This window comes from Paenibacillus sp. YSY-4.3, assembly GCF_054767475.1.
This window is the reverse complement of the sequence record NZ_BAABMC010000003.1, coordinates 119683-145115: the sequence shown is the minus strand read 5'-3', so window position 1 is coordinate 145115 and position 25433 is coordinate 119683. Positions and strand designations below refer to the sequence as shown.

Genomic DNA, 25433 nt, shown 5'->3' with positions numbered 1-25433 from the left:
TATATTGGCTGTCGGCACCTGTCGGCAGTCTTTATTATGACTGGAAGATGATATCGACTATGATTGGCGGGCTTTTTCCAGCAGCTTAGCATAATTATTTCTCACATTTCCTACTTCAGACGATACTGGATAAGCCCTCATTTCATTTGAGTCATAAGGCCTCAACAACCTGATAAGTGCCTGGACATCTGCATTATCCCTGTCAAGCCATTCTGCTTCATCTTCCTTTTGAAGTATAACTGGCATTCTGTCATGAATATCGGCCATAAGACTGTTTGGTGCTGTAGTGATGATGGTACAGGTCGCAAGTCTGTTTCCGCTTTGATCGGTCCACATATCGTAAAGACCCGCGAAAGAGAAAATCCCCTCGTCCTTCAAAGTGATTCGAAACGGCTGCTTTGATTTCCCTCGCTGCTGCCACTCGTAAAAACCATCAGCAGGAATGATGCAGCGGCGGGAGGCGACCAATCGATTAAAGGAAGGTTTTTCGGTAATTGTTTCAGCTCTTGCGTTTATCATTTTACTTGCGATTTTATCGTTTTTAGCCCAGGATGGGACTAAACCCCAACGAAGGCTCCCCAATCGATTACCGTTAATTCCTTTGACTACTGCCGGGATATATTGCATAGGGGCTGCGTTATATGACGGTTCATAGATAATGTTTGTTTCTTCATTGATATAATAGCGTATCAATAGTTCATCATAAGGAACAGTAATGGTAAAGCGTCCACACATATGGCAGGCCTCCTTAAAAGTTTCAAAGTTCTTGTAAAAATTATAACCAAAAATGCAAAAAGCCCACAAACATTTAGTTCTGTGGACTTTCATTTTATATGGTTATCATTTTATACGGATAGCCTTAGTCACTATTCCCCATCTTGTAACCACTTAATGAACTTAAAGAGGACTTAGATCTTCCCTGCGGCTTACTCGAAGATGTAGTCTCTCCATGTGTACGATGCAGCAATTCTTTTAAATGAGCATTGTTTTCTTCAAGTAAATCAAGCATCATGCTGAATGCAATAAATAGTACGCCCGATAGTGACCCGCTAATCCACCAAGTAAAGGCGACCGCCCAGCGGAATGAATCATCATAAACTCGCAGGGCTTCAGTTAATGGATTGCTTTTTATTCCATATACAATGCCTAGAATAATTCCACCAATTATTGAAACATAACCAATCCATTTTAATATTTGTGACAAGATAATCTCTCCATTTCTTTTTTTGTGAATTGACTTTTCACCCGTAAGTACTTGGTCAATATACCTATAATCTTACAAGTATTCTACCATAATTAGGAGATTGTTCCTACAACCTTATAGAAATATATAGGAGAATTATTAGTTTAAGTATAGAATCAAACGACTGAGTATATTAAGCGTACAGAATCGTTGTCGGGGGGATGCTCCCGAATTATAGACACGGACTATGATAATGATTGATATCATATTATTGATCAATGATTGAATGAACGTTATAGTAAAGATAGAGTTATCAATCGAGAGGACGTGTAGTAATGGAGAGCTTGCACATTGAATTAAGTCAGAATTTGAAGCAGAAGCCGGATCCGGGTGCCCTGGGTTTTGGGCAATATTTCAGCGACCATATGCTGACGATGGAATATTCGCTTGAGGCCGGATGGCATGATCTCAAAATCGTGCCTTACGGGCCGATTGCCCTTGATCCTTCGGCGATGGTATTCCATTACGGGCAAGAAGTATTCGAAGGCATGAAAGCATACCGTACAGCTGCTGATGAATTGGTGCTGTTCCGGCCGGACATGAATATGAAGCGGCTCAACGAGTCTTGTGAACGGTTAAGCATTCCACAGGTGCAGCCGTCCACACTGCTGCAGGGGATCACGGAGCTTGTAAAAATCGATGCATCGTGGATTCCATCTGGAGAAGAGAATGCACTTTATATTCGTCCGTTTATCATTGCTACCGAGCCGTGCCTCGGTGTACGGGCTTCACATACGTATAAGCTGCTGGTCATTCTCTCGCCGGTCGGCTCCTATTATCCGGAGGGCATTCATCCGGTCAGCATTCACGTGGAGCAGCGCTATGTTCGGGCTTTTCGCGGCGGTACCGGCGCAGCTAAAACGGCAAGCAACTACGCGGCCAGCATAAAAGCTCAGGAAGACGCGAAGAAGTCGGGATTTTCGCAAGTACTCTGGCTGGATGGGGTAGAAAGCAAATATGTTGAGGAAGTCGGGAGCATGAACGTTTTCTTCAAAATAAACGGTGAAGTCATTACACCTGCGCTATCGGGAAGCATTCTGGCCGGGGTAACGAGGGATTCAGTCATGGCGTTGCTGAAATCGTGGGGAGTTCCTGTAAGCGAACGCAAAATCGCGATGGAGGAATTGGTTGAAGCGCATAAGCAGGGACGGCTTGAAGAAGCCTTTGGAACGGGGACGGCTGCCGTCATTTCACCGATCGGCAGCATGAAGTGGGGAGAGCTGGAGCTGAGCATTGCTGACGGCAAGACCGGCGAGTTGTCCAAGAAGCTGTATGACACGATTACGGGAATCCAGCGCGGACAACTCGAAGATCCGCTTGGCTGGAGATATACAATCAAATAATCCACAACTGCATTCATTTTCAGAAATTATGAGGCCAGCCGAGAAATCGGCTGGTTTTTTGTACTATTCCAAATTAATGGATTTTATTGGAATGAGGAAGGATTTTGAGCGGGGTACGGCGAATTTAATTAAAGGCGTTAAGAAAAGCGTTTCTAGATGGCGTCAATCGGAGAGGCTCTTACACTTACATAGGACGAATAATCATTAATCATAAATTATGGACTCAGGCACAGATAGGGGGGATATGATGCATACGGAGGAATTCGGAAAATTACTTAGCAAAATCGTAAAAGACTATCAGAGCCATTTGGAAGAGGAGCTTGCGCCAACCTTAACTACATCGCAGCTATCGGTACTTGAAGTGTTGGAGCAGAATGGCCAGTTGAAGCCGTCCGATCTGATCCCGTTTCTAGCAACGACCCCGGCGGCGGTCACGATGCTTTTGGACCGGATGGAAAAGGCGGAGCTTATTCGCCGTGATAGAGATGGGGATGACCGGCGGATCGTTTGGATTTCGATTACGGAGAAGGGCAAGACGGAAGCTGACCGGGGAATTTCGATCCGTCACGAATATTTGGACGGCGTGCTCAGCCGCATTTCTACACATAATCAGCAACTGCTTGTGTATTTGATGGGCAAAATATCAGGAACAAAGTAGGTATATCTATAATAGACGTATGATCCTTATCCGTAGGGTCATGCGTCTTTGTTGTTTAAATGGGACTAGTAATAATATTGCACGATAAGAGGTATAAATCCTATGCCGAAATTATTCATCGAAAAAAGGGGAACGTTTTCACATCGAATTCGGGAGCTTTTAGCGCGAGAGGTTAGTGACCCTTTTTAACTCGATTTCTCAGTCTACGAAATTGCCAAGTAATTCGACGTGTTGCGCTAATAATATACAATTTATAACTATTAAGGAATAATAAGTAAACGTATTATAATGAATATTAGATAATCTCCCCACACGATCCCCTCATCAATTTCTTCTTCTCTTTCTTTCTCACTTTGATGATAATTTTATACATTTAATGCCATGGTTTATGTTGCAAATTATTTTTTCATTGCACTAATCCTTAATACACCTTCACGTATACATACGATGGTTGAATCGCATTAACAACGATAACTCCATAGAGAACAATTTTTGTTAATAAATTATAACGTAGGGAGTCGGTTATCCGCCGAAAAGAGAGGTTGGTTTAGTTTGCTAAAAGTTGGGTCGAGCGCTGTGCAGAAGGTAAGGAAATAGAAGGGGAATGGAGGTTGTATTATTATTATATGGTAAATTTATCATTTATTCTAAACATCAACATTCTGTATGATTCAGCAATATTGTAAAGAATTTAAGGAGTCGAGGAAAAAAATGAAAAAGATATTGTCTTTTACTGTACTTTTTACTTTATTAACAGTAATTACATCACAAGTAATGGTGCTACATATAACTATCATTATGATTCAAATGGTAGATTAACACAAATAGAATCAACAACCGGACGCTACTATTATGAGTACGATCTCAATGGGAATTTGATAAATAAAGAAGTAAAGGACCCTTTAGGTTTTGGAGTACTAGATTCACCGGCAACTGACAAAATTTATACTAATACAGTTACAGTTAGAGGATGGTATTTAGATAAAGCTGGAGTAGAGAGTATTAAGGTATATGTAAACAATACATTAATAGGTTCAGCAATTTATGGTGAAAACAGAGAAGATGTGCATACCGCGTATCCTAACTTCAATAATCATAATGCTGGATTCTATTACAATTTAGAGCTGCCAAAAGAAAATAAAAATTACACCTTAAAAGTCGTTATAAGAAATAAAAAAGGGGAAGAAACAATTTTTATTAAATCCTTTGTTCAAATTGTATTGCAGCCGAAAGGAGAGATTAACTATCCATTAGAAAATGGAACAGTGGCCTATTATAACAATGCAAAAACTAATGATATGGTGATCACCGGCTGGCATTTAGAATTGGTTGAAATGAAGAAAGTGGAGATTTATATTAATGATCTATTACAAATACCAGTGACAACGTCACTTAATCAGTTACGGAATGATATCTTTACTTTATATCCTGAATATTCTAACAAGAACTCAGGGTATAGTGTAAGGATTCAAACACCTAATCCGGGTATAAATTTTAGCAAATTTAGATTAAAAATAGTAATTGAAAATAAGAATGGACAAAAAACAGAGTATAATCGGATTTTCAACGTACAACGTTCAGGTAGAATAATTATTACCGATCCTCTTCCAGAATCTTAAATTCCAACAATGCTATTGATTATTATTACATTAGTTGTTACTAAATCAAAAGTATTTTAACTATTTTCAAAGGAGCCTATTTCAAATGAAGAAGTGGATCTCGTTGTACTTAGCCATGAATTTGTTCCTTATAGAATTTCTTGTTCCAAGCGGTGGCTATGTAAATGCTGAAGAGCAAACGGCCTCCGAAATTGGTTCGCCAACCTCCACCGTTTCATCGGTCACTTCAAGTGTCTATGATGAGTTGTTCACTAATTTATCTGCTTCGTTAGATCCGGAAGAGATTATCACGATCTCCTCTGTTGCAGAACGCTTCGTAGTTGATCGCTCTTGGGTCACTGTAGAATTAGTGAAAGGATACAAACTTAATGATATTTATCAAGGCCTTCTGTTTCAAGAAAAAGGCGGGGGATACCAAGTCTATATGGATCGATTGTATCCCGATCTCCCACTCGATCCTCTCACAGCCTTTAGCAAGCAGTCCCTAGCAGTAACAAACGCATTAGATGATGGTTTGGTTCCAAATATAGAAACTCAAGAGGTTTATCCGATTTCCGTTACAAAAAATGTTTATAGCCGTCTGATGCAAACTGCGGCTTCAGGGACGGGATACGACGATGTGGCTCTAAAACGTCAGCCTCTTCGTTTTGATCAAGCACCTTATGGCGTCGGTTCAGTGCAAGATCAAATTTCCACCGTTGACGGATCATTACAAATCAAGGTGACCGACTTATTTGTTAAAGGTGCGAACGGGATGGATTTTGCGCTGACCCGTGTCTATGACAGTACGATGGGCAAGGATCGGACATATGTGGCATCGGAGTATAAAAATCGAACCGAAATCACGAAGGAAGAGGAACGCTTTCACTTAGGAAAAGGTTGGAGATGGGATTTGCCTTATTTTAAAACCGAGGCCGGGGTTGATTATTTAACCATTCCGGATGTAGGAACTTATGCGCTTAAAAACAATGAACTGCAAGGTTATCCGTGGAATAATTACGATTTCGGCCCTATCCGGGAGAGCCGGATGGAGCAATTGAGGAAGGAATTTGGGGTATCGGAAGCAGAATATGAACTCAAGGATTATACGGGAGGCACCACAACGTTTTTCTCTTATCATGGTGAACCATTGTTGATTACTAACCGATTTGGCAATTACGTCAGTTTTTCCTGGGTGAGTAGCGGAAGCCAGGGGAAAAAACTTGACTTTGTGTTTGTCTCCCCCGGAAATGGGGAGCTTGGACATTATTTGAATTTTAAATATGATAACCAGCAGGTAAAAGTTACGGCTTATGGAGAGTCAGGAAGCGAGGAGTCGGTTACCTACAAAAAAAGATCTGTAACATCAAATAACCGGATCCAAGAAGTGTTGGCAGAAGTCATTGATGCTCGAGGTCGGTCGACCAAATTCGATTATAGTATTTGGAACAATACTTTGTTTAATATGGTTCGAGGTTATGAAAATTTGACCGGAACCGATCGAATGATCTACTGGGGATGGAATGACTGGGTGCAGCTTACCTCTATCGAGCATCCAACGAAAGCAATTACTCAGTATGGCTTTGACGGCTTAGTTATGCGGAAACTGGGGGAATACGCCGCACAGCAAGAGCCAAGGTACAGTAGCCGGAAAGTGTTCTACAGTACGGAGAGCCAAACGGTAGGTACGGAACTAAAGTTATCCTACAACGGGGATATTGGAGAAAGCTACGGAACGAACCGTAATTTCTCGGTCACGGTAAATGATGGACTAGCAAATACTACATTTAACTATACCAAAGCGCATTATGGCAATATGGTGCCGAATGTCCTTTATAAAAGAAGCGCCGATAGAATCCCTCTAGTCGGCAACTTGCGTGAGACTATTTATTATACCTATAACGAAGCTAGGCGCTCGGCAGTACCGACTCGTATTGAAGAAAGGAAGGCCTCGGGATCCTCCAGTTCATCGAGAGTAACGAGCATTGAATATGATAATGATTACGGATTGATTATGTCCCAGTCTGATCCTCAGGGGATAACGACTCGGTTTCAATATAAACTCTATAACGCGCACATGGTAACGCAGTGGCTTCCGGTCATAGTCACTGTCCCTGTGAGTACAACAAACAGCTTGATCACTAAATATATTTATAACCAAAATACGGCGACTTTAACTGAAGCCACCAATGAGGATAACACGGGGAAATTATTATCAAAGATGAACTATGAGTACGATACTTACTCTAATCCGACTACCGTTCGCATAAAGGGAGATACCGCGGATACAGTAATGAAAATGCAATATGGATATCGATCATTACTCCCGACTCGACAAGATGTCAATGTAACAGGATTAGATGGAACTGTATCTACGATTTCTGTTCAAGCAGCATATAATTTTCGGGGAGATATTACAAGGTATGTCGATGGCAATGGTAATGCCACAGTGGCTACCTATGATGCCATAGGACGGCCTACTACGGAGAAGAATCCGGATGGAAGTGTCACTGTGATCAGCTATGATGATCTTTTAAACAAGGTTAGTGTAACGGATTCTCGCGGTAATGTGAGAACATATGAGTACGATCCGCTGGGAAGGCTGCTTCGTGAAATCGATTCCCGCGGTGTAACGACTTATACACTAGATGCATACGGCCGACCAGTGGCAAAGAGGGATTCAGCCGGGGAGACAATATTTTATTCGTATGATGCCAACAGTCGGGTGCTCACGGAGAATGACGGTACCAGTCAAATTCAGTATATCTACAATGACGGGAACCGAACATTGACTACCGTGGACGGGGAGAACAATCAAATTCGGGAAACCTACGATGTCATGGGACGTATGCTTCGTCAAGAGGAATTGAAAGCTTCTGGGAATGTGACCCTGTCTAGTCGTACCTATGACTATATGGGAAATGCAATAAGTACTATGGATGCCAACGGCAATGTGACCGCTTTTACGTACGATCCGATATCTCGGTTAACCGCAGTTAAGGATGCCGAAGGGAAGATGACCAGTTATAGCTACAACATGACTGGGGATATGATCAAGTTGACATATGCCGATGGGAAATCGATAATCAAGAGCTATGATCAAATTGGCCGCCTGCTGAAACAAACTGATCCGATGGGGCAGACAGAAACATACACCTACGATCGTAATAGTAATGTTATTAAGTATATTGATCGAAAGAGTCAAATTCATTCATATCAATATAACAATCGTGATTTTCTAATTCAGGATCAGACGAGTGATGAAACGATCAACTATACGTACGATAGTTTGGGAAATCGTCTGACGATGAAGGACGCTACGGGGACAACCAGCTATGCTTATGCCTCTACCGGAGAGCTAATCAGCCTCACCTATCCGGATGGCGCCAAACTGACGATGAATTATGACAGCCGCGGATTACGAACCAGCCAAACCTTTACCTTGGGCAGCTATACTCTGGCATCAAAAACGACCTTTCGAGGAGCAAGGGGGCTTCCACAAAAACTGCAGATGACAAGTAGTGGAGGAGCGGAAATTGCTAATTTGGTTTATTCATATCGGAAGAACAACAGCTTGGCTCAAGCGACAACCGGAACGGGACTATCAGCAACTTACTCCTACACAGGGCTTAATTTAACGGGACTTACAACGACTAATAATGGGACAAAGCTAAAGCAATATACCTATGGCTATGACAACAACCGGAACATTACAAGTCAAAATGATAGTGGCACAAGCTTTACTTACACGTATGATGTATTAAATCGAATCAAGACCTCGACTCAATTTAATGAAACCTACACCTATGACCAGAGGAATAACCGGAGCAGCCTGACAAGTAATCGTGTACCGGAAATCCCAACTATTGCGTCGTACCAATACGACACCAGAAATCGGTTAAAGGCCGTGACGGAGGACGGTACGACGATTATCTATAGCTATAATGGCGACGGGCTGATGGTCGGGCGTACGAAAGGAAATCACTCAACAAGATACTATTATGATGATCGGGGCCTGCTTGTTGCAGAAGGGACAGTAAGTTCTGGAGCGGTGACCATTACTTACGGGTATGTGTTTGATTCGATAGGGAAACTGGTAGGTCGCCAAGCGGCGGGTGAATCCAAGCTACAATACTATGTAACCAACGGTCATGGAGACGTTACAGAGCTTCGTGACGCATCAGGGAAATTACTAAACAGCTACAATTATGACATCTGGGGAAATCCGATAACCGTACAGGAAACCGTACCGAACTCACTGGGATATGCAGGGGAGTACTGGGATGCAGACACAAAATTGCAATACCTTCGTGCTCGGTGGTATGATCCAGCAATAGCGCGGTTTATCGGAGAGGATACGTATGAAGGTGAGCTTACGAATCCGCTGAGTTTGAATCTTTATGCGTATGTGTTTAATAATCCGTTGATTTATGTGGATCCAAGTGGGCATGATGCTTATTTTTTCTATGGTTTACCGCATGGAAGTAACGGGGGATTCCAAGAAAGGGCAGAGATAGATGCACAGAGATGGGAGAAACAAAAGAAAACAAAAGCTCATGTTAGTGGTATTTCTTCAGAAAAAGAGTTTATAAGGCTATGGAAAGAAATGGGCTCTAATGGAGAAAAAATTGAATTAGTCTCACTGTATTTTCATAGTAATTCTAATAATTTGATACTTGACTATACTAAGGATGAGTACCTAACTACAAATCAAAATGGATTAACGGGAGGAGGGCGCTCTGCGACATGGATTGGTTCGCTTCAGGTACAAGATATTGAAACTATTATATTGTATGCCTGTAATTCTGCCCATCTTGATTATGCTGCTACTAATTTAGCAGTAACCTTCTTACATTCCCAAAATGTACAAGATGTATATGGCTGGGATGGTAGTATGAAGTGGTCGGGAAAGAAGGGGGATACAATGCTTGCAAATAATCAAGATTATTTTAATTCTCACCTGCCCGAAGGGGTAAATAGAAAGGCTAGCGGATTAATTAAATATTCTAAAGTAGGTAAATACCATTACTCATATAGAAAGGTAGAACACTATAAGAAAAATTGGCAAGGAAAGAGAAACTGGGGATCAACTTTTTAAGGAGATATTATGAGATTAAAGTGGATGATGTTGTTGGGCTTTTGTTGTCTTTTAATCATAAGTGCGCTTTTTGTGTTAAAATCACAAAAAATAACAGTTAAAGAATTGGGATCAGTTAAAGGAGATCGGGAGAGAGGCATGCTGGTACGAATTCTTAAGTCTCCTGATGATGCTATACATTTTGATGAAATCAACCTAGATGGATTTGATTGGAAGAATCATAATCTAATTGTAACTAAAGGTTGGAAGTTGAAGAAGGTTTCATACAGTACTTTTCAACCAATTAGTAATGTAAAGGAAAAGTTAGTGAAAATTGTATTGCATGAACAGAATGATGATAATTTGCTGTATTATTATCAGATTAAGAAGATAGATATCTTTTTAGATGAGCACTATGCAAATGGTGGAATAACATTTGAATAGGTTTAATCTTATTATCCACATGCGAGTGTAATAACTCCATGTGGTTTTCTTTTTACAACCAATCTAAAGTTAAGCAAATACACGCTTGTATTTCAACAGTGAAGTGAGTAGGACTCTAAGGAAACGCCGTATCGGATCTTCATAAAATATTATATTATCTATCTTTTAAACAAGGTTAGTGTAAAGGATTCTCGTGCGGTAATATGAGAGCTTATGAGTACGATCCGCTGGAAGATCAGTTCGGGAAGTCGATGCCCGCGGTGTAACCTCTTATACGAAAACGGTTAAAGGCCGTGACGGAGGACGGTACGACGATTATCTATAACTATAATGGCGACGGGCTGATGGTCGGGCGTACGAAAGGAAATCACTCAACAAGATACTATTATGATGATCGGGGCCTGCTTGTTGCAGAAGGGACAGTAAGTTCTGGAGCGGTGACCATTACTTACGGGTATGTGTTTGATTCGATAGGGAAACTGGTAGGTCGCCAAGCGGCGGGTGAATCCAAGCTACAATACTATGTAACCAACGGTCATGGAGACGTTACAGAGCTTCGTGACGCATCAGGGAAATTACTAAACAGCTACAATTATGACATCTGGGGAAATCCGATAACCGTACAGGAAACCGTACCGAACTCACTGGGATATGCAGGGGAGTACTGGGATGCAGACACAAAATTGCAATACCTTCGTGCTCGGTGGTATGATCCAGCAATAGCGCGGTTTATCGGAGAGGATACGTATGAGGGCGAGCTTACAAATCCGTTGAGCTTGAATTTGTATACGTATGTATACAACAATCCACTGAAGTATTTTGACCCGACAGGTAATGATGCAGTTATCATTACGGCAAAATGGGGAGCTCTTGGTGGAGGACATACTTCATTATTATTACAAAATGCAGCTGGTGATTGGTATTACACTTTCTATGGGGATACAAAAGTTGTATCTGAGAAAGTTGATAGTAAGGCCATGGGATCGTTGACTAACTTAAATGCCTGGTTGCAACAAGATACATCGTCAATTCAGTATTATGATAAAAAATATACAAGCAGCACATATATCAAAGGTGATTTTACGGGCTCGTTAGATTACCTAAGAGGACTTGCTCAAGGATATTCTGAGAAGTACGGGACTGATAAAAATAAGGATTATAATTTGTTTTTAAATAACTGTGTGGAGGTTTCATGGCGTGCGCTTCAAAAAGGATCTTTAACGGATGGCACTAAAATAGGGGATTTTGTACAATCTTATCCGAACGACTTAATACCCAATAAATTTGCTGTTTGGGCAAAAGGTGAGTTTAAGAATAACGCCTATACCTATAAGAGCTACAGCCAACAAATCCAAAGTTTTATACAGGACAATGAAAGGAAATCTGGATCGGGTTGGTACAACTTATTGTATGGAAAAGATACATTTTTGGAAAATATCAAAATAGGGAAGCAACTATTTAATTAGTAGTGTGTAGCAGGATAGATAGTGAATACCTATTATGCTACTAAGGAGTGATTTGGTGAAATATTGGATCATAGGATTTGTAGTCTGTATTATACTATTCTTCACTTATAGCATATTTAATGGGACACCATGGGGAAAAGAAACCATGAGGAAAGAATCATCAAGATACTTGCAAGACAAATACGGTGATGAGATGATAATTGAGTCAATAGAGTATGACTTCGACAATTCATCATATTTCAAGTATAGGTACTTTGCAGTAGCCCACTTAAAGAAGAACCCTCAAATTCAATTTCGAGTAAATAAGTATAGTGGGGAATTAGCGGACAACTACAATATTTCCTATTGGAAATATGAAGTTGAAAATGAGATTAAACAGCATTTTCACCAAATATCAAGTGTGTCGTTTCAATTGAGGTCCGATCCATTAAAAGATTCACTAAAAGTTAGCGGAGCATATCCCCCTAGTTATCATGAAATAAAGAAAGAAATCAAGGAAAAAGATATGCCTGAATTAAGACTATGGTTTAGTGTAAATGATGACAAGCAAGAACAAACAATGAATACAATGTTTGAAGTCGTTTCGTTTCTCAAGGAGAAGGAATACAGATTATCGGCAATTCGCTTTATGTTTGATAATCAAACATACTATTTAAGTGGTGTAGATTTAAAGGATGTTACTGATCTTCAATCACTGGTTAACAGGCTAAAATAATTTTGTTTTTTCACCACATGTGAGTATAACAACTCCATGTGGTTTTCTTTTTGCAAGCAATCTAACAGTAAAGCAAATTCTTAAAGTTATTTCGACAGTGAGTGGACTTTTAAGTATCGCCGTATCGGAACAATATATAATCAAGCAGACGGGGGCTTAGTGCCCCCGTCTGCTTGATATTTATGTTAGATATTCAGAACTGTCGAGCCAGCTCCTGGTAGGTTCGCCTGCTCCACAGGCTCCAAGGAGCTTGATCCGGCGGCAGGGAGGTAATATGAATCTGCTCCTTCGTTACCGGATGGGGGAAGCCGACATACAGCGACCACAGAGCGATTTGTTGGCCCGGCTTGTTGTAGGCTTCCCCGTATTTCTGATCACCATATAGTGGACAGCCGATATGGCTGAGCTGCACCCGGATCTGATGAGGGCGCCCGGTGAGCAGGGTGACTTTGACCAGCGTATGGCCTTCGCCCGCGGCCGTCCCGATCACTTCATAATCGAGGATGGCTTCTTTGCCGCCCGCTGTTCCCTTGGAGACGACCGATACAGTGTTCGTGCGCTCATCTTTCAACAGTGTATTCGTCAGACGGCCTTGCTGCTGCGGAGGCGTGCCGTGAACGATGGCCAGATACGTCTTATCAAAGTTGCGGCTGCGTACGGCCTCCGACAGCCGGGAGGCGGCCTTCGACGTCTTGGCGAAGATCATTGCACCGCCCACAGGGCGATCCAGCCGGTGAACAAGACCTAAATATACATTGCCCGGCTTCTGGTAACGTTCCTTGATATCCTCCTTCAGCAAGGACAGCAGGTCGGGATCGCCGCTCGCATCCCCTTGGGTCGGGATGTTAACTGGTTTGACGATCCCCAGCAGATGGTTATCCTCGTATAGAATTTCGAAGTCCGACTTCGCAGGAGCCGAACCTTCGCTGTAGTTGTTTGCGGTCATGGGTTATTCCTCCCAGCGGCCAAGGATCCCGCAAGGAAGATTCAGCCCGGAATTCGTAATCGGCAAGCCGATTTCGCCCGCGGAAATGCTGCCGCCGTATCGTTTCTGTACCGTCATCGACAGGATGTTATGCAGCACTGTAGGAGAGATGCCCGTCGTGTAGGAATTGATTAGGAAGAAGAGAGGGTTGTCCGACAGAATGGACAAACACGACTCCACGAACGGATACAAGCTTGTCTCCAGCTTCCACATTTCTCCGCCTGGTCCCCGTCCGTAGGAAGGAGGGTCCATGATGATGGCGTCATAGCGATTTCCGCGCCGCTGCTCGCGCTGCACGAATTTGAATACGTCATCGGTAATGTAGCGTATCGGCCGATCGGCTAGTCCGGACAAGGCCGCGTTCTCTTTGGCCCATTGCACCATGCCTTTCGCAGCGTCGACATGCACTACGGAGGCGCCGGCCGAGGCGGCCGCCACAGTCGCGCCGCCTGTGTAGGCAAACAGGTTCAGCACCTGAATCGGCCGCCCAGCGCGCGATATTTTGTCCATCATCCAGCTCCAGTTCGCTGCTTGCTCCGGGAATAAACCTGTATGCTTGAAGCTCGTTGGGCGAATATAGAATTTTAATTGCTCGTAAGAGATTGTCCAGCGCTCCGGGATTTCCTTCTTCATCTCCCATTGCCCGCCGCCCGAGGAGCTGCGGTGATAATGGCCGTGCACATTTCGCCACTGCTGGGATTCATGGCTGATCGGCCAAATGATCTGCGGATCGGGTCGGCGCAGGATGATGTCACCCCAGCGTTCGAGTTTTTCCCCGTTTCCGGTGTCAATGATTTCGTAATCTTTCCATTTGTTTGCTACATGCATCAGTTAATCCATCCTTCCAATTTCCTCTAGAGGTGCCCTATCAAATGAAAACGGCCAGGCCGTCTCATATGGCGTTATCTACGCTGTAAACCTTCGGATGTTATTGTACCTCATTATTCCACCTCCATGCTACCAATTAAAGAAAAGGCATGCTTCAAAACTGTCCTAAAAATTAATTTTGATAAAATTTGAATTTAACTGTTGACGTGAAAGCGCTTTTAAAATACAATAAAAACGTATTAGCAAAACGTTTTAGCAAAACGTATTAGCAAGATAGGGTCAAGGTGTAAGTTTCATGGATTTACGTTCTATTTCCTTTCTTGTCGTGTTACTTGCTTTAATCTCGTTTGAACCTATACAATGAGTTAGGATATTTTGCCAATATGATGAAAGTTATGAGGTGTTATTAGCATGGCAAGCATTAAGGAAATAGCCCAACTTGCAAAAGTATCGCAAGGCACGGCCTCCATGGTGTTGAATGGCAAAGGGGATAAGTACCGAATATCCGCCGCAACGCAAGCGAAAATACTAGAAGCTGCCAGAGAGCTTAATTACCAGCCGAATATTTCGGCTAGACGACTGCGGAGCGGAGGAGAAACGGTGCTGCCGATCATTGCCTTGTTCTGGACGCTTGATACGCGGACGGCACTTGTTGGTCGTTACTTGAAAGGCTTTCAGCACGCACTCAACGAGCTGGAGGATGAGTATGAGCTATTGATCCAGCCATACGTCGGCACCAAATTGCATGAGGTGAGAAGCTTAGTAACGGGAACGCGGTTTAATGGGGCAATTATTGCCAACTCAACGGAAGAGGATGATGAGTTCCTCGAGCAGGCTGAGTTGAACGTTCCGATCGTGCTGCACCAACGCGAATCCAGCAAATATTCATCAGTGAATGTCGATAGCCGCAGGAGCGGCGAGATGGTGGCGGAGAGATTGTATAGACGGGACCACAAGAAGGTAGGACTGATTGTCCCGGACGTATCATCTAAAGCGATCATGCTGCGCAGAGAAGGATTTCTGGACAAAGCGGCTGAGCTTGGCTTGGAAGTTGATGAAGAGCATCTGATGTACGAGGATTTCTCGGAGCAGGGCGGATATGAAGCAGTGATGAGAATGAAGGAGCAGTCCGGCTCCTTGCCTACCGGAGTATTCGCGATTAGTGACCAGATGGCTGTAGGCGCACTTAAGGCTTTGAATGAGATCGATATTAAAGTGCCGGAGGATATGGAAATCATCGGACATGATAACGACGAAGTCACCAATTTTACTATACCTACACTATCTACTGTTCATCTGCCTGTAGAAGAGATGGCGAAAGAAAGTCTAAGAATGCTGACGGATATGATGCTGTACAAAACCAATGTCAAGGTTCATAAAATGTTCGATACGCACATCGTTACCCGGAAATCCTGCGGGGATTAAACCGGACGAGAACTGACAGTACTTCAGCTTGGTTATATGCCAACCGGGAGTAGACGACGATCGTTTTCTCCCTGGTTAGCAGAAATATTTGCTTCAGACTATAATTCACGACCTGAAAGGGGGTGAGCGTTCATTCGGAATCGCATATAAGAAAGCGCTTACATTACTTTGGCAGGCAAGTTTAATTAATCCTTAGAGGGGGATAAGACATGAGAACAAAGAGATGGCTTGCAAGTTTCCTTACCGTAATGCTGTTAGCTTTACCATTGGCAGGTTGTGCTGCCGATCCAAAACCGCAAACAGCGAATTCGCCGGCATCAGCGAATGAAGGCGGCGGCAGTGGCAAGGTGGTCAACATCGATTTTTGGGGTGGCTGGACAGGGCCTGACCTCAATACGATGGAAGGACTAGTTAACAAATTCAATCAGGAACAAAGCGGCATTCATGTTGAATTCACTTCCCTGCAATGGACGCCGCTCTTCACCAAATTTTTGACAGAAATGAAAGGCGGGAATCCGCCGGATGTATTGGTCATGCATCCCTTCGAGCTGGGGCAGTTCGTGGAAATGGGTGTCCTAGATAACACGCCGATCGCCGACGTAGGCATGGAGACAGGGAACTACTCCTCATTTGCCTGGGGCGGAACGTTCTATAAAGGTGAGCAGTATGCGGTTCCGTTAGACGTTCACATGCATGGTTTGTATTACAACAAAGATTTGTACAATGAAGCGGGAATTACGCAGCCTCCGATGACCGGCGACGAGTTGATCGCAACAGCTCAGAAGCTGACGATCGACAACAAAGGCAAACGGGCCGATGAAGAAGGCTTCGACGAGAACAATATCGTACAGTACGGTCTTGGCTTCTCCATGAACCACCATGTATTCTATCAAATCTATGCTCTGTTGAATCAGCAAGGCCATAATCCGTTTACCGAAGATATGAAAACGGTTGAATTGGACGAAGACAAGATGGCCAATGCGATAGCCTTCCTGCAAGATCTTGTTTTCAAATACAAAGTCGTGCCTAAAGGCGAGAAATCACCTGTAGATGATTTCATGGGCGGCAAAGTCGCGATGTTCGTGGACGGCCCTTGGCAAATGCCGAAGCTGGAGGAATCCAACATCCAATGGGCAAGCGCACCTTATCCTAAAGTGTTCGACAAACAGGCCGCTTGGGGAGCTGCGGAAATACTTACTTTCCCACTGAAGAAAAACAAAGATCCGGAAAAAGCCAAAGCAGCGATTGAATTCGTCAAATGGCTGGACAATAACTCCGGCGAATGGGCGAAATCCGGACAGCTTCCATCGAGCAATGTCGGCATGCAAACCGCCCAAAGCATGGAAGGCCGAGAGGCATTCATTAACAGTTTAGATGGCAGTGTGCTGCTTCCATCGCATCCGAAGGCGGCGCAAATTTTCTCCAGTACGGCTCCAAGCCCGATTTTGACAGCTGCTCAGGACGCTATTCTGAACAACAAAGATCCGCATGTTATCGCCAAGCAGTTGAAGAAAGATATGGATAGTCTGCTGCAAGAGTAGAAAGTATGCTGCATCGCAAGTAGCCATTGACACGAAAATGAGCCGGTACGGCTGGGCTTGGGGTATTGCGCCATCCTCGCCGTATCGGGTTCATGTACCACTCTATTAAGACTAGTAATCACCATAGTGGTAGAAAGGTTGACGACTTCATGAAATCACAAGGAAAAGTCGCGGCGCTGTTCTTGCTGCCTTATCTGCTCGTATTCCTTGTCTTTCGCTTTGGACCGAGTGTAGCAGGGCTGTTTATCGGTTTTATGAAATGGAATATCGTGGGCGATGCCGAGTTTGCCGGATTAGCTAACTTCAAGAAACTGTTTAATGATCCGATATTTTGGGTCTCTCTGAAAAATACACTGCTGTTTCTCGTATTGACATTGCCGCCGCTAATTGTGTTCAGTCTCTTGATGGCTGTGCTGTTGAACCAGAAGCTGCGCTTCCGCAACGCTGTAAGAACGATTTCGATCATTCCCTACGTGTTGATTCCGGCCGTAGTTGGTATCATTTGGAACTGGCTTTACGATAACAACTTCGGCATTCTCAATTACTACTTGAAGCTGGTTGGGCTCGGGCCGATCGAATGGCTGACGAGTGAGAAGTGGGCGCTATTCTCGATCGCTCTTGTGACCGTATGGTCGTACCTCGGCTATAACATGATTCTATATCTAGCGGGGTTGCAGGATATTTCCGCCGACTTGTACGAGGCGGCCAAAATTGACGGCGCTACGGGCGCCCAGGCGTTCATGAGAATTACCTTGCCTATGCTGAAGCCGATTACCTCGATGGTCATCACGCTGACCCTCGTGAATACGATTCAAATTTTTGACCAAATATTCGTCATGACGAACGGTGGGCCGGGAACGGCTACACTTACCTTGGTGCAATATTTATACGGAACCGCATTCCAGAACTACAATTTGGGCTACGGCTCTGTGCTCGGTATCGCGACATTGGTCATTCTGATCGTATTTGTGCAAATTCAATCCAGATTGCTGAAGCTGGATGACTAGGGGAGGCTCACGGCATGAAATTAAAAAACACTTTGATCTACATTGTCATGGCGTTTATCGGTGTCATATTTCTGTTTCCCTTGCTGTGGTCTGTCGCTTCTTCGCTAAAGCCGGAAGCAGAAATTATGAACTATCCGCCGAAATGGATCGCTAACTTCACGCTCATCAATTATAAATCCGTTCTGGCTCAGTACCCGTATACCGGCTGGATGATGAACAGTTTGATTATTACCGTATTGTCCACATTGTTCGTACTCGCGTTGACTACGCCTGCGGCTTATGCTTTCGGACGGCTTAACTTCAAGGGGAAGAAGATTATTTTTACGCTTATCGTCTCCATGCTGCTCATCCCGATTCAGGCCTACATCGTACCTTTATTCCTGCTCGTATCTGAATTGAAGCTGCTGAATACATTTGCGGCGCTCATTCTGGTAGCTGGCGCGAACGTGATTAGCGTGTATATATTGACCAGCTTCTTCAAGGGGATACCCAATGAGCTGGAGGAAGCCGCGAGAATTGACGGCTGTAAGGATTTCGGAATCTTCTGGAAGGTGATGCTGCCATTAACGAAGCCAGCCGTCTCCACGGTCACGATCCTGATGTTTATCTCGAACTGGAACAACTTCCTGTGGCCGATGATCGCGATTCGCGCCAACGCCTTGAAGCCATTGACAGTAGGGATCGCACAATTTATGGGCGGAGCGAATTCTACCGCGCAATTCCAGTACGGAACATCGCTTGCCGCTGCTTGTATGGCGATTATACCGTCTGTCATCGTGTTCTTGTCTTTGCAGCGCTACTTCGTGGAGGGGATTACGAATTCCGGGATCAAAGGTTAATGAACCAGGCCGCTGGTCGGCAAGTTGATATCTCAGGGGGGGATTTCGGGCATGTTCAATGAGATAACGAATGAGTTGATAATGGGAACGGACAAACCGTTTGCGAGCTGTCATGCTTCACATTTGGCGGTGCTGCCTAGCGGCGACATTCTCGCTGTCTGGTTTGCGGGGAGCAGAGAGGGCGCGGATGATAACGCGATTTGGAGCTCTCGCAGGATTGGCGGGTATTGGTCGCAGCCGATGCAAATCGCCGCAGGAGTAGAGGAACCTTGCTGGAATCCGGTACTTATGAATTTGCCGGGCGGCGAGCTGCTGCTGTTCTATAAAATCGGCAGGCTGATCAAGGAGTGGCGTACGCTCTATAAAATTTCCAAGGATGAGGGAAGATCTTGGTCGGAGGCGAATGAGCTTGTTCCCGGAGATCGGGGAGGCCGAGGTCCCGTACGCAACAAAGTGGTCGTTCTCGCTGACGGCACTTGGATCGCTCCGGCTTCTGCCGAGGACGGAATTTGGACGTCGTTTGCCGACCGCTCTCAGGATCAGGGCTCGACGTGGCAGCGGAGCGAGGATATTGCCATCGTCGGTATTAACTTAAATGACATCCAAGCGATAAAAAGCGATATTCCGGTGTCGGAGCAGTCTTTTTATGGCCGTGGGGTTATTCAGCCGTCAGTGTGGGAGTCCCAGCCCGGGCAGGTTCATATGCTGATGAGAAGCTCGGAAGGCTTCATTCACCGCAGTGATTCACAGGATGGAGGCGTTCATTGGAGCGCGGCTTACCCAACGAGCGTTCCGAATAATAACAGCGGTATCGATGTTGTCCGCATGGCTGACGGAACCCTTGTGCTCTGCTGCAATCCCGTCGGGATCAATTGGGGCCCGCGCTCGCCGCTCGTATTGATGGTGTCCGCGGACAATGGGCTGACATGGACGCAGGAAGTCCAGCTGGAAGACGCTGAGGGAGAATTCTCCTATCCGGCGATTATGGCACGGGATGATCGGATCTACCTTACTTATACATGGAACAGGGTCAATATCGCCTTTAGAGAGTTTAGTAGGAGGGAACATAGATGTTGAATCAGTCGCAATCACATATTCCGGACGGTGTGTGGCCGACGATGGTCACGCCGTTCAAAGAGAACGGAGAGATTGACTTTATCGCCCAGGAGCGAGCTGTGGAATGGTATATCCGGCATGGCGTAGATGGTCTGTTTGCAGTTTGCCAATCGAGTGAAATGTTTCACTTAAGTTTGCAGGAGAGAGTGAGGCTGGCCTCTTTTATTAAGGAAAAAGCAGCCGGGCGTGTGCCCGTTATAGCATCAGGGCATATCTCTGACGATTTTGATGACCAGGTTGAGGAACTAACGGCCATAGCCGCAACGGGAATCGATGCTCTTGTGCTGATCACGAACCGATTGGCTCGAGAGGATGAGCCGGATAATGTATGGAAGACCAATTTGGAGAAACTGCTCAGCAAATTGCCGGAGGATATTCCGTTAAGCTTCTACGAATGCCCGTTTCCCTACAAAAGAATCATTTCCCCAGAACTGTTGCAATGGTGCGCAAGCACAGGGAGATTCCACTTTCTGAAAGATACAAGCTGTGATACGGACAATATTCGCCAAAAGCTCGAAGCCGTACAAGACAGCTCTTTGAAAATATATAATGCGAACTCAGCGACGCTGCTGGAGACGCTTCGTCTAGGTATCGCGGGTTACAGCGGGGTGATGGCGAACTTCCATCCTGATTTATACGTATGGCTGCTAAAAAATTGGGAGAACGAGCCGGACCGAGCGGAGACGCTCACGAATCTCCTCAGCATGACCTCTCTGATTGAGAGACAATTATATCCGGTGAACGCCAAGTATTATTTAATGCTGGAAGGTGTCTTTGATAACTATTATTGCCGGGTGAAGAACCATCATGACTTTACGGCAACGAACCGTTTGGAAATCCGTCAGCTGCATCAATTGTCCAAGCAGTTATCCAGGCAATTCACTTTATAAGGAGGAATTATCATGAGTACACCGATGATTGTAAACCGATTAGAGGGCGCTATGCCTAAAATAGGCATTCGTCCGGTCATTGACGGACGGCGCGGCGGAATCCGCGAATCGCTCGAGGAGCCGACGATGAATCTGGCGCTGGCATGTGCCCGCCTTCTCTCGGAAAATCTCCATCACGCGAATGGTTTGCCCGTGGAATGCGTAGTAGCGGATACGACGATTGGCGGAGTACGGGAAGCGGCCCGTACGGCTGAGAAATTTCGCCGGGAAGGAGTGGGTGTAACGATAACGGTAACCCCATCCTGGTGCTATCCGCTAGAGACGATCGATACCGATCCGTGGATGCCAAAGGCGATATGGGGCTTTAACGGAACGGAGCGTCCAGGAGCGGTCTATTTGGCGGCCGCGCTTGCGGCCCACAATCAGAAGGGATTGCCTACGTTCAGTATCTATGGACGAGATGTGCAGGATATTGGCGATGATACCATTCCGGAGGATGTACAGAAGAAATTGCTGAATTTCGCCAAGGCGGGGCTTGCTGTAGCTACGATTCGCGGCAAATCTTATTTATCGATGGGGACCGTGTCGATGGGCATTGCCGGCTGTATCGTGGACGAAGGCTTCTTTCAGAATTACCTCGGCATGCGCAATGAGTACGTCGATATGACCGAGTTCGTTCGGCGGATGGAGCGGGGCATTTACGATATAGAAGAATATGAGCTCGCGTTGGCTTGGACGAAGGAGTATTGCAAGGAAGGGGAAGACATTAACCCGCCGGAGCGCCAGAGATCGGCGGAGCAGAAGACGGAGGATTGGGAGACGGTAGTCAAAATGGCGCTCATCGCCCGCGATCTGATGGTCGGCAATCCGAAGCTGGCGGAAATGGGATACGGGGAAGAAGCCGAAGGGCGCAACGCGATCGCTGCTGGATTCCAAGGGCAGAGAGCCTGGACGGATCATTTGCCGACCGGCGATTTCATGGAGGCGATTCTGAGCAGCTCCTTTGATTGGAACGGCATTCGCGAGCCGTTTATGCTGGCTACGGAGAATGATAATTTGAACGCGATTACGATGCTCCTCGGACATCAATTGACGAATGCCGCGCAAATCTTTGCAGATGTACGTACGTATTGGAGCCCGGAAGCCGTCGAACGGGTGACCGGTAAGAAACTGGAAGGACAGGCGGCTGGCGGGGTGATCCATCTGATTAACTCCGGCCCGGCTTCTCTGGATGGCACGGGCGAGCAGTCGCTGAACGGTCAGCCAGCTATGAAGCCGTTCTGGGAAATCAGCGAGGCGGAGGTTCAGAAGTGCCTAGATGCGGTAGCCTGGTGTTCGGCTAAGGATTTCTTTCCGTCGGGCGGATTTTCAACGGACTTCACGACACGGGGCGGCATGCCGCTGACGATGGCTCGGATCAACCTGATCCATGGCATCGGCCCGGTGCTGCAAATTGCCGAGGGATATTCCGTAGAATTGCCGGAGGATGTGCATGACGTGCTTGACCGCCGCTCTGATCCGACATGGCCGACGACATGGTTTGTGCCAAGATTGACCGGATCGGGGGTATTCAAGAATGTGTATACTGTCATGAACAATTGGGGCTCGAACCATTGCGCAGTCAGTTATGGCCATATCGGCTCCCAACTGATTACGCTTGCTTCGATGCTGCGTATTCCGGTAAATATGCATAACGTGCCTGAGGAGGATATTTTCCGGCCAAGCGTATGGTCAGCCTTCGGCGCTGATGATGCGACCGGAGCGGATTATCGGGCTTGTGCTGCCTTTGGGCCTCTGTATAAATAATCGCCAGCGAAGGAGCTGGGGAGAAACGAAAGAGGAGCAAGAGAGAAGGGGGCGAGGAGCATGGATGTGGATGTGGATGTGGATGTGCGCTATGTGCTCGGGATAGATTATGGCACCGAGTCGGGGCGTGTTGTGCTTGTGGATGTCCGCGACGGCCGGGAGGTTGCTTGGCATGTGACATCTTATCCTCATGGTGTCATGGATGCGGAGCTTGCGGGAACTGGAGTCAAGCTGGGCGCAGAGTGGGCGCTGCAGCATCCTCGGGATTACGTGGAGGTGCTGCGGCACTCCGTTCCGGAAGTATTAAGGGTTTCCGGTGCCATGCCAGAGCAGATTATTGGCATCGGGGTTGATTTTACATCCAGTACGGTACTTCCCATAGATCAAGCCGGCAATCCGTTATGCTACGCAGAGGAGTTCCGTTATGAGCCGCATGCTTATGTGAAGCTGTGGAAGCATCATGCTGCCCAGCATGAGGCGGATCTGATCAACGAGTTGGCCGCCGCACGGGCAGAGAGCTTCCTCGGACGATATGGCGGCAAGGTTTCCTCGGAATGGATGACGGCCAAAGCGCTTCAGGTGCTGCGGGAGCGCCCGGATATTTATGATGCGGCAGATCGCTTCGTGGAGGCTGCGGACTGGATCGTATTTGTGATGACCGGAGTTTTGAAACGCAATAGCGGCTGCGCGGGATATAAGTCGCTTTGGCATCGGCGAGAAGGGTATCCGCAGGCGGAATTCTATTGTGCTTTGGATAGCCGGTTTGCTACGTTTGCAGAGACGAGGCTGCGCGGAGATATCGTGACACTGAATGAGTCCGCGGGGCTGCTCACCGATGAGGCGGCATCCATGATGGGACTGCGTCCAGGCATTGCTGTGGCTCCGGGCATTATTGACGCTCATGCGGCAGTTCCGGGTGTCGGCGCAACCGCATCTGGTGACATGGTGTTATCCATGGGAACGTCGTTATGCCATTTGCTGCTGAGCGAACAGGAAATTCAAGTGGAAGGCATTTGCGGCGTTGTCGAGGATGGCATTATTCCCGGGCTATATGCATATGAAGCCGGGCAGCCGGCCGTTGGGGACATGTTCGGCTGGTATGTAAAGCATGGCGTGCCGGCATATGTAGAACGGGAAGCCGAGCAGGCGGGCGTGTCTGTTCATGAATGGCTGGAAGCTGAAGCGGCTAAGCTGATGCCTGGGGAAAGCGGATTGATCGCACTCGATTGGTGGAACGGGAATCGCTCGAATCTGGTGAATTCTGAGCTTAGCGGCATGATAGCCGGCCTTACACTGCAAACCAGACCCGAGGAAATCTACCGGGCTTTGCTGGAATCCACAGCATTCGGCACACGCCATATTATTGAGGTGTTTGAAGCTGCCGGGGTCGAGGTGAAGGAGCTATACGCCTGCGGCGGCTTGACGCAGAAAAACAAACTGCTAATGCAGCTATATGCGGACATTACTGGCCGGAAGATTAAAATCGCCGCTTCGGCCCAGACCCCGGCACTCGGAGCCGCGATGTTCGGAGCGGTAGCAGCCGGTTCCTTGCACGGCGGTTATGATACGATCGAGGAAGCGGCCAACCATATGGCCCATCTTCAGCAGGAGAGCTACTCGCCGAATGCCGCACATCAAGAGATGTATGATGAGCTGTATAGGGAGTATCGTCTGCTGCATGATTATTTTGGCCGGGGCGGCAATGAAGTCATGACCAGGTTAAAGCAGGTACAGAGAAAGGCCGTTACGTTTTGCTGATTTCTTGAAGATAGAGCGACAGCAGGCGTCTGAGTGAACCACACTCCGGAAAAGGAAGGAAGGAACACCCATGATGCTAGGGGATATCAAAAACCTGGATCAAGAGAAGCATTTATACCCTTCCGCCGTACGAAGAGGGCTGGAATACATTAAGCGGCATCAGCTAGAGGATGCTCCGCCCGGCAGATATGAACTGGAAAGTGGAGAGATGTTTGCCATTGTCCAGGAATACACGACACAACCGATTTGTGGTCAGCAGTACGAATCTCACTACAGTTATATAGATATTCAGTATTTGGTGAGCGGTACGGAACGGATTGGCTGGAAAAGATACGATGATCAGCTGAAGATCAGCCTGAACCGCTTATGCGAGGACGATATACAATTTTATGAGAATCCATCTAAATCTGAATCAGAAGCCGATCGGCGGGGAGGAAGCAGAATAAGGGCGGGACATGATGAAGGCAGTGACTTGATCATGGAACCGGGACTGTTCGCCGTCTTCTTTCCAACGGATTTGCATCGCCCATGCGGCCATGTGCACAGAGAGAGCTGCATTCGCAAGATCGTCATAAAAATTCATCGAAGTCTCGTCGGGTTGTAAAATTTCGAACCGGGCTATGTAATCGTCAAAAAAATGAACGACCCACTGCGAAGCCATGGCTTGCTGTGACAGTCGTTCATTTTTATTTCA

General features: G+C 46.0%; 20 protein-coding genes. 16 read left to right on the top strand and 4 right to left on the bottom strand.

What is annotated here, in order from left to right; all coding sequences use genetic code 11:
* Positions 1-57 precede the first annotated feature (57 nt).
* Positions 58-735, bottom strand: coding sequence for an SOS response-associated peptidase (locus tag ACYUJT_RS11385; RefSeq protein WP_460321919.1), 678 nt, complete (start codon positions 733-735; stop codon positions 58-60).
* 124 nt (positions 736-859) lie between these two features.
* Positions 860-1204: a hypothetical protein gene (locus ACYUJT_RS11380; protein WP_460321916.1), complete on the bottom strand. Its 345-nt coding sequence runs from the start codon at positions 1202-1204 to the stop codon at positions 860-862.
* Between the two features lie 314 nt (positions 1205-1518).
* Here ACYUJT_RS11380 and ACYUJT_RS11375 point away from each other — a divergent pair, with 314 nt between their 5' ends.
* The 7 genes from ACYUJT_RS11375 to ACYUJT_RS11345 all read left to right on the top strand — a co-directional run bounded on the left by ACYUJT_RS11375 (position 1519) and on the right by ACYUJT_RS11345 (position 12544).
* The gene (locus ACYUJT_RS11375; protein WP_460321914.1) at positions 1519-2586 is read left to right on the top strand and encodes a branched-chain amino acid aminotransferase; all 1068 of its coding nucleotides are present in this window, start codon (positions 1519-1521) and stop codon (positions 2584-2586) included.
* Positions 2587-2833: 247 nt separating this feature from the next.
* Positions 2834-3244, top strand: a complete 411-nt coding sequence (locus ACYUJT_RS11370) for a MarR family winged helix-turn-helix transcriptional regulator (protein WP_460321912.1) — start codon at positions 2834-2836, stop codon at positions 3242-3244.
* An 875-nt stretch (positions 3245-4119) separates the two neighbouring features.
* Positions 4120-4863 (top strand): hypothetical protein, encoded by a 744-nt coding sequence (locus ACYUJT_RS11365; protein ID WP_460321910.1) that lies wholly within the window; start codon positions 4120-4122, stop codon positions 4861-4863.
* Positions 4864-4948: 85 nt separating this feature from the next.
* A complete protein-coding gene (locus ACYUJT_RS11360; protein ID WP_460321908.1) occupies positions 4949-9940 on the top strand; it encodes an RHS repeat domain-containing protein in 4992 nt (1663 codons plus the stop codon).
* Positions 9941-9949: 9 nt separating this feature from the next.
* Complete coding sequence (locus tag ACYUJT_RS11355; protein ID WP_460321906.1) at positions 9950-10363, top strand: hypothetical protein; 414 nt, start codon at positions 9950-9952, stop codon at positions 10361-10363.
* A gap of 293 nt (positions 10364-10656) precedes the next feature.
* A complete protein-coding gene (locus ACYUJT_RS11350; RefSeq protein WP_460321904.1) occupies positions 10657-11829 on the top strand; it encodes an RHS repeat-associated core domain-containing protein in 1173 nt (390 codons plus the stop codon).
* A 55-nt stretch (positions 11830-11884) separates the two neighbouring features.
* Positions 11885-12544 carry a YfjL-like protein gene (locus ACYUJT_RS11345; RefSeq protein WP_460321902.1) on the top strand — a complete coding sequence of 220 codons (660 nt, stop codon included), beginning with the start codon at positions 11885-11887 and terminating at the stop codon, positions 12542-12544.
* A 193-nt stretch (positions 12545-12737) separates the two neighbouring features.
* Here ACYUJT_RS11345 and ACYUJT_RS11340 read toward each other — a convergent pair whose 3' ends face one another.
* Positions 12738-13490: an RluA family pseudouridine synthase gene (locus ACYUJT_RS11340; protein ID WP_460321900.1), complete on the bottom strand. Its 753-nt coding sequence runs from the start codon at positions 13488-13490 to the stop codon at positions 12738-12740.
* A gap of 3 nt (positions 13491-13493) precedes the next feature.
* Complete coding sequence (locus ACYUJT_RS11335) at positions 13494-14357, bottom strand: class I SAM-dependent methyltransferase (protein WP_460321898.1); 864 nt, start codon at positions 14355-14357, stop codon at positions 13494-13496.
* 411 nt (positions 14358-14768) lie between these two features.
* Here ACYUJT_RS11335 and ACYUJT_RS11330 point away from each other — a divergent pair, with 411 nt between their 5' ends.
* The 9 genes from ACYUJT_RS11330 (at position 14769) to ACYUJT_RS11290 (ending at position 25343) form a co-directional block, all read left to right on the top strand.
* Entirely contained in the window at positions 14769-15782 is a 1014-nt protein-coding gene (locus ACYUJT_RS11330) for a LacI family DNA-binding transcriptional regulator (RefSeq protein ID WP_460321896.1), read from the top strand.
* A 209-nt stretch (positions 15783-15991) separates the two neighbouring features.
* Entirely contained in the window at positions 15992-17323 is a 1332-nt protein-coding gene (locus tag ACYUJT_RS11325) for an extracellular solute-binding protein (protein ID WP_460321893.1), read from the top strand.
* Between the two features lie 149 nt (positions 17324-17472).
* The gene (locus tag ACYUJT_RS11320; RefSeq protein WP_460321891.1) at positions 17473-18330 is read left to right on the top strand and encodes a carbohydrate ABC transporter permease; all 858 of its coding nucleotides are present in this window, start codon (positions 17473-17475) and stop codon (positions 18328-18330) included.
* A gap of 14 nt (positions 18331-18344) precedes the next feature.
* Positions 18345-19169: a carbohydrate ABC transporter permease gene (locus ACYUJT_RS11315; RefSeq protein WP_460321889.1), complete on the top strand. Its 825-nt coding sequence runs from the start codon at positions 18345-18347 to the stop codon at positions 19167-19169.
* A 51-nt stretch (positions 19170-19220) separates the two neighbouring features.
* Entirely contained in the window at positions 19221-20246 is a 1026-nt protein-coding gene (locus ACYUJT_RS11310; protein WP_460321886.1) for a sialidase family protein, read from the top strand.
* Positions 20240-21175 carry a dihydrodipicolinate synthase family protein gene (locus ACYUJT_RS11305; protein ID WP_460321884.1) on the top strand — a complete coding sequence of 312 codons (936 nt, stop codon included), beginning with the start codon at positions 20240-20242 and terminating at the stop codon, positions 21173-21175. Before ACYUJT_RS11310 ends, ACYUJT_RS11305 begins: the two co-directional genes overlap by 7 nt.
* Before the next feature lie 12 nt (positions 21176-21187).
* On the top strand, positions 21188-22981 hold the full coding sequence (locus ACYUJT_RS11300) for an L-fucose isomerase (protein ID WP_460321881.1): 1794 nt from the start codon (positions 21188-21190) through the stop codon (positions 22979-22981).
* A gap of 78 nt (positions 22982-23059) precedes the next feature.
* On the top strand, positions 23060-24739 hold the full coding sequence (locus ACYUJT_RS11295) for a ribulokinase (RefSeq protein WP_460323267.1): 1680 nt from the start codon (positions 23060-23062) through the stop codon (positions 24737-24739).
* Between the two features lie 70 nt (positions 24740-24809).
* Positions 24810-25343, top strand: coding sequence for a NanQ anomerase/TabA/YiaL family protein (locus ACYUJT_RS11290; protein WP_460321879.1), 534 nt, complete (start codon positions 24810-24812; stop codon positions 25341-25343).
* Positions 25344-25433: the final 90 nt, after the last annotated feature.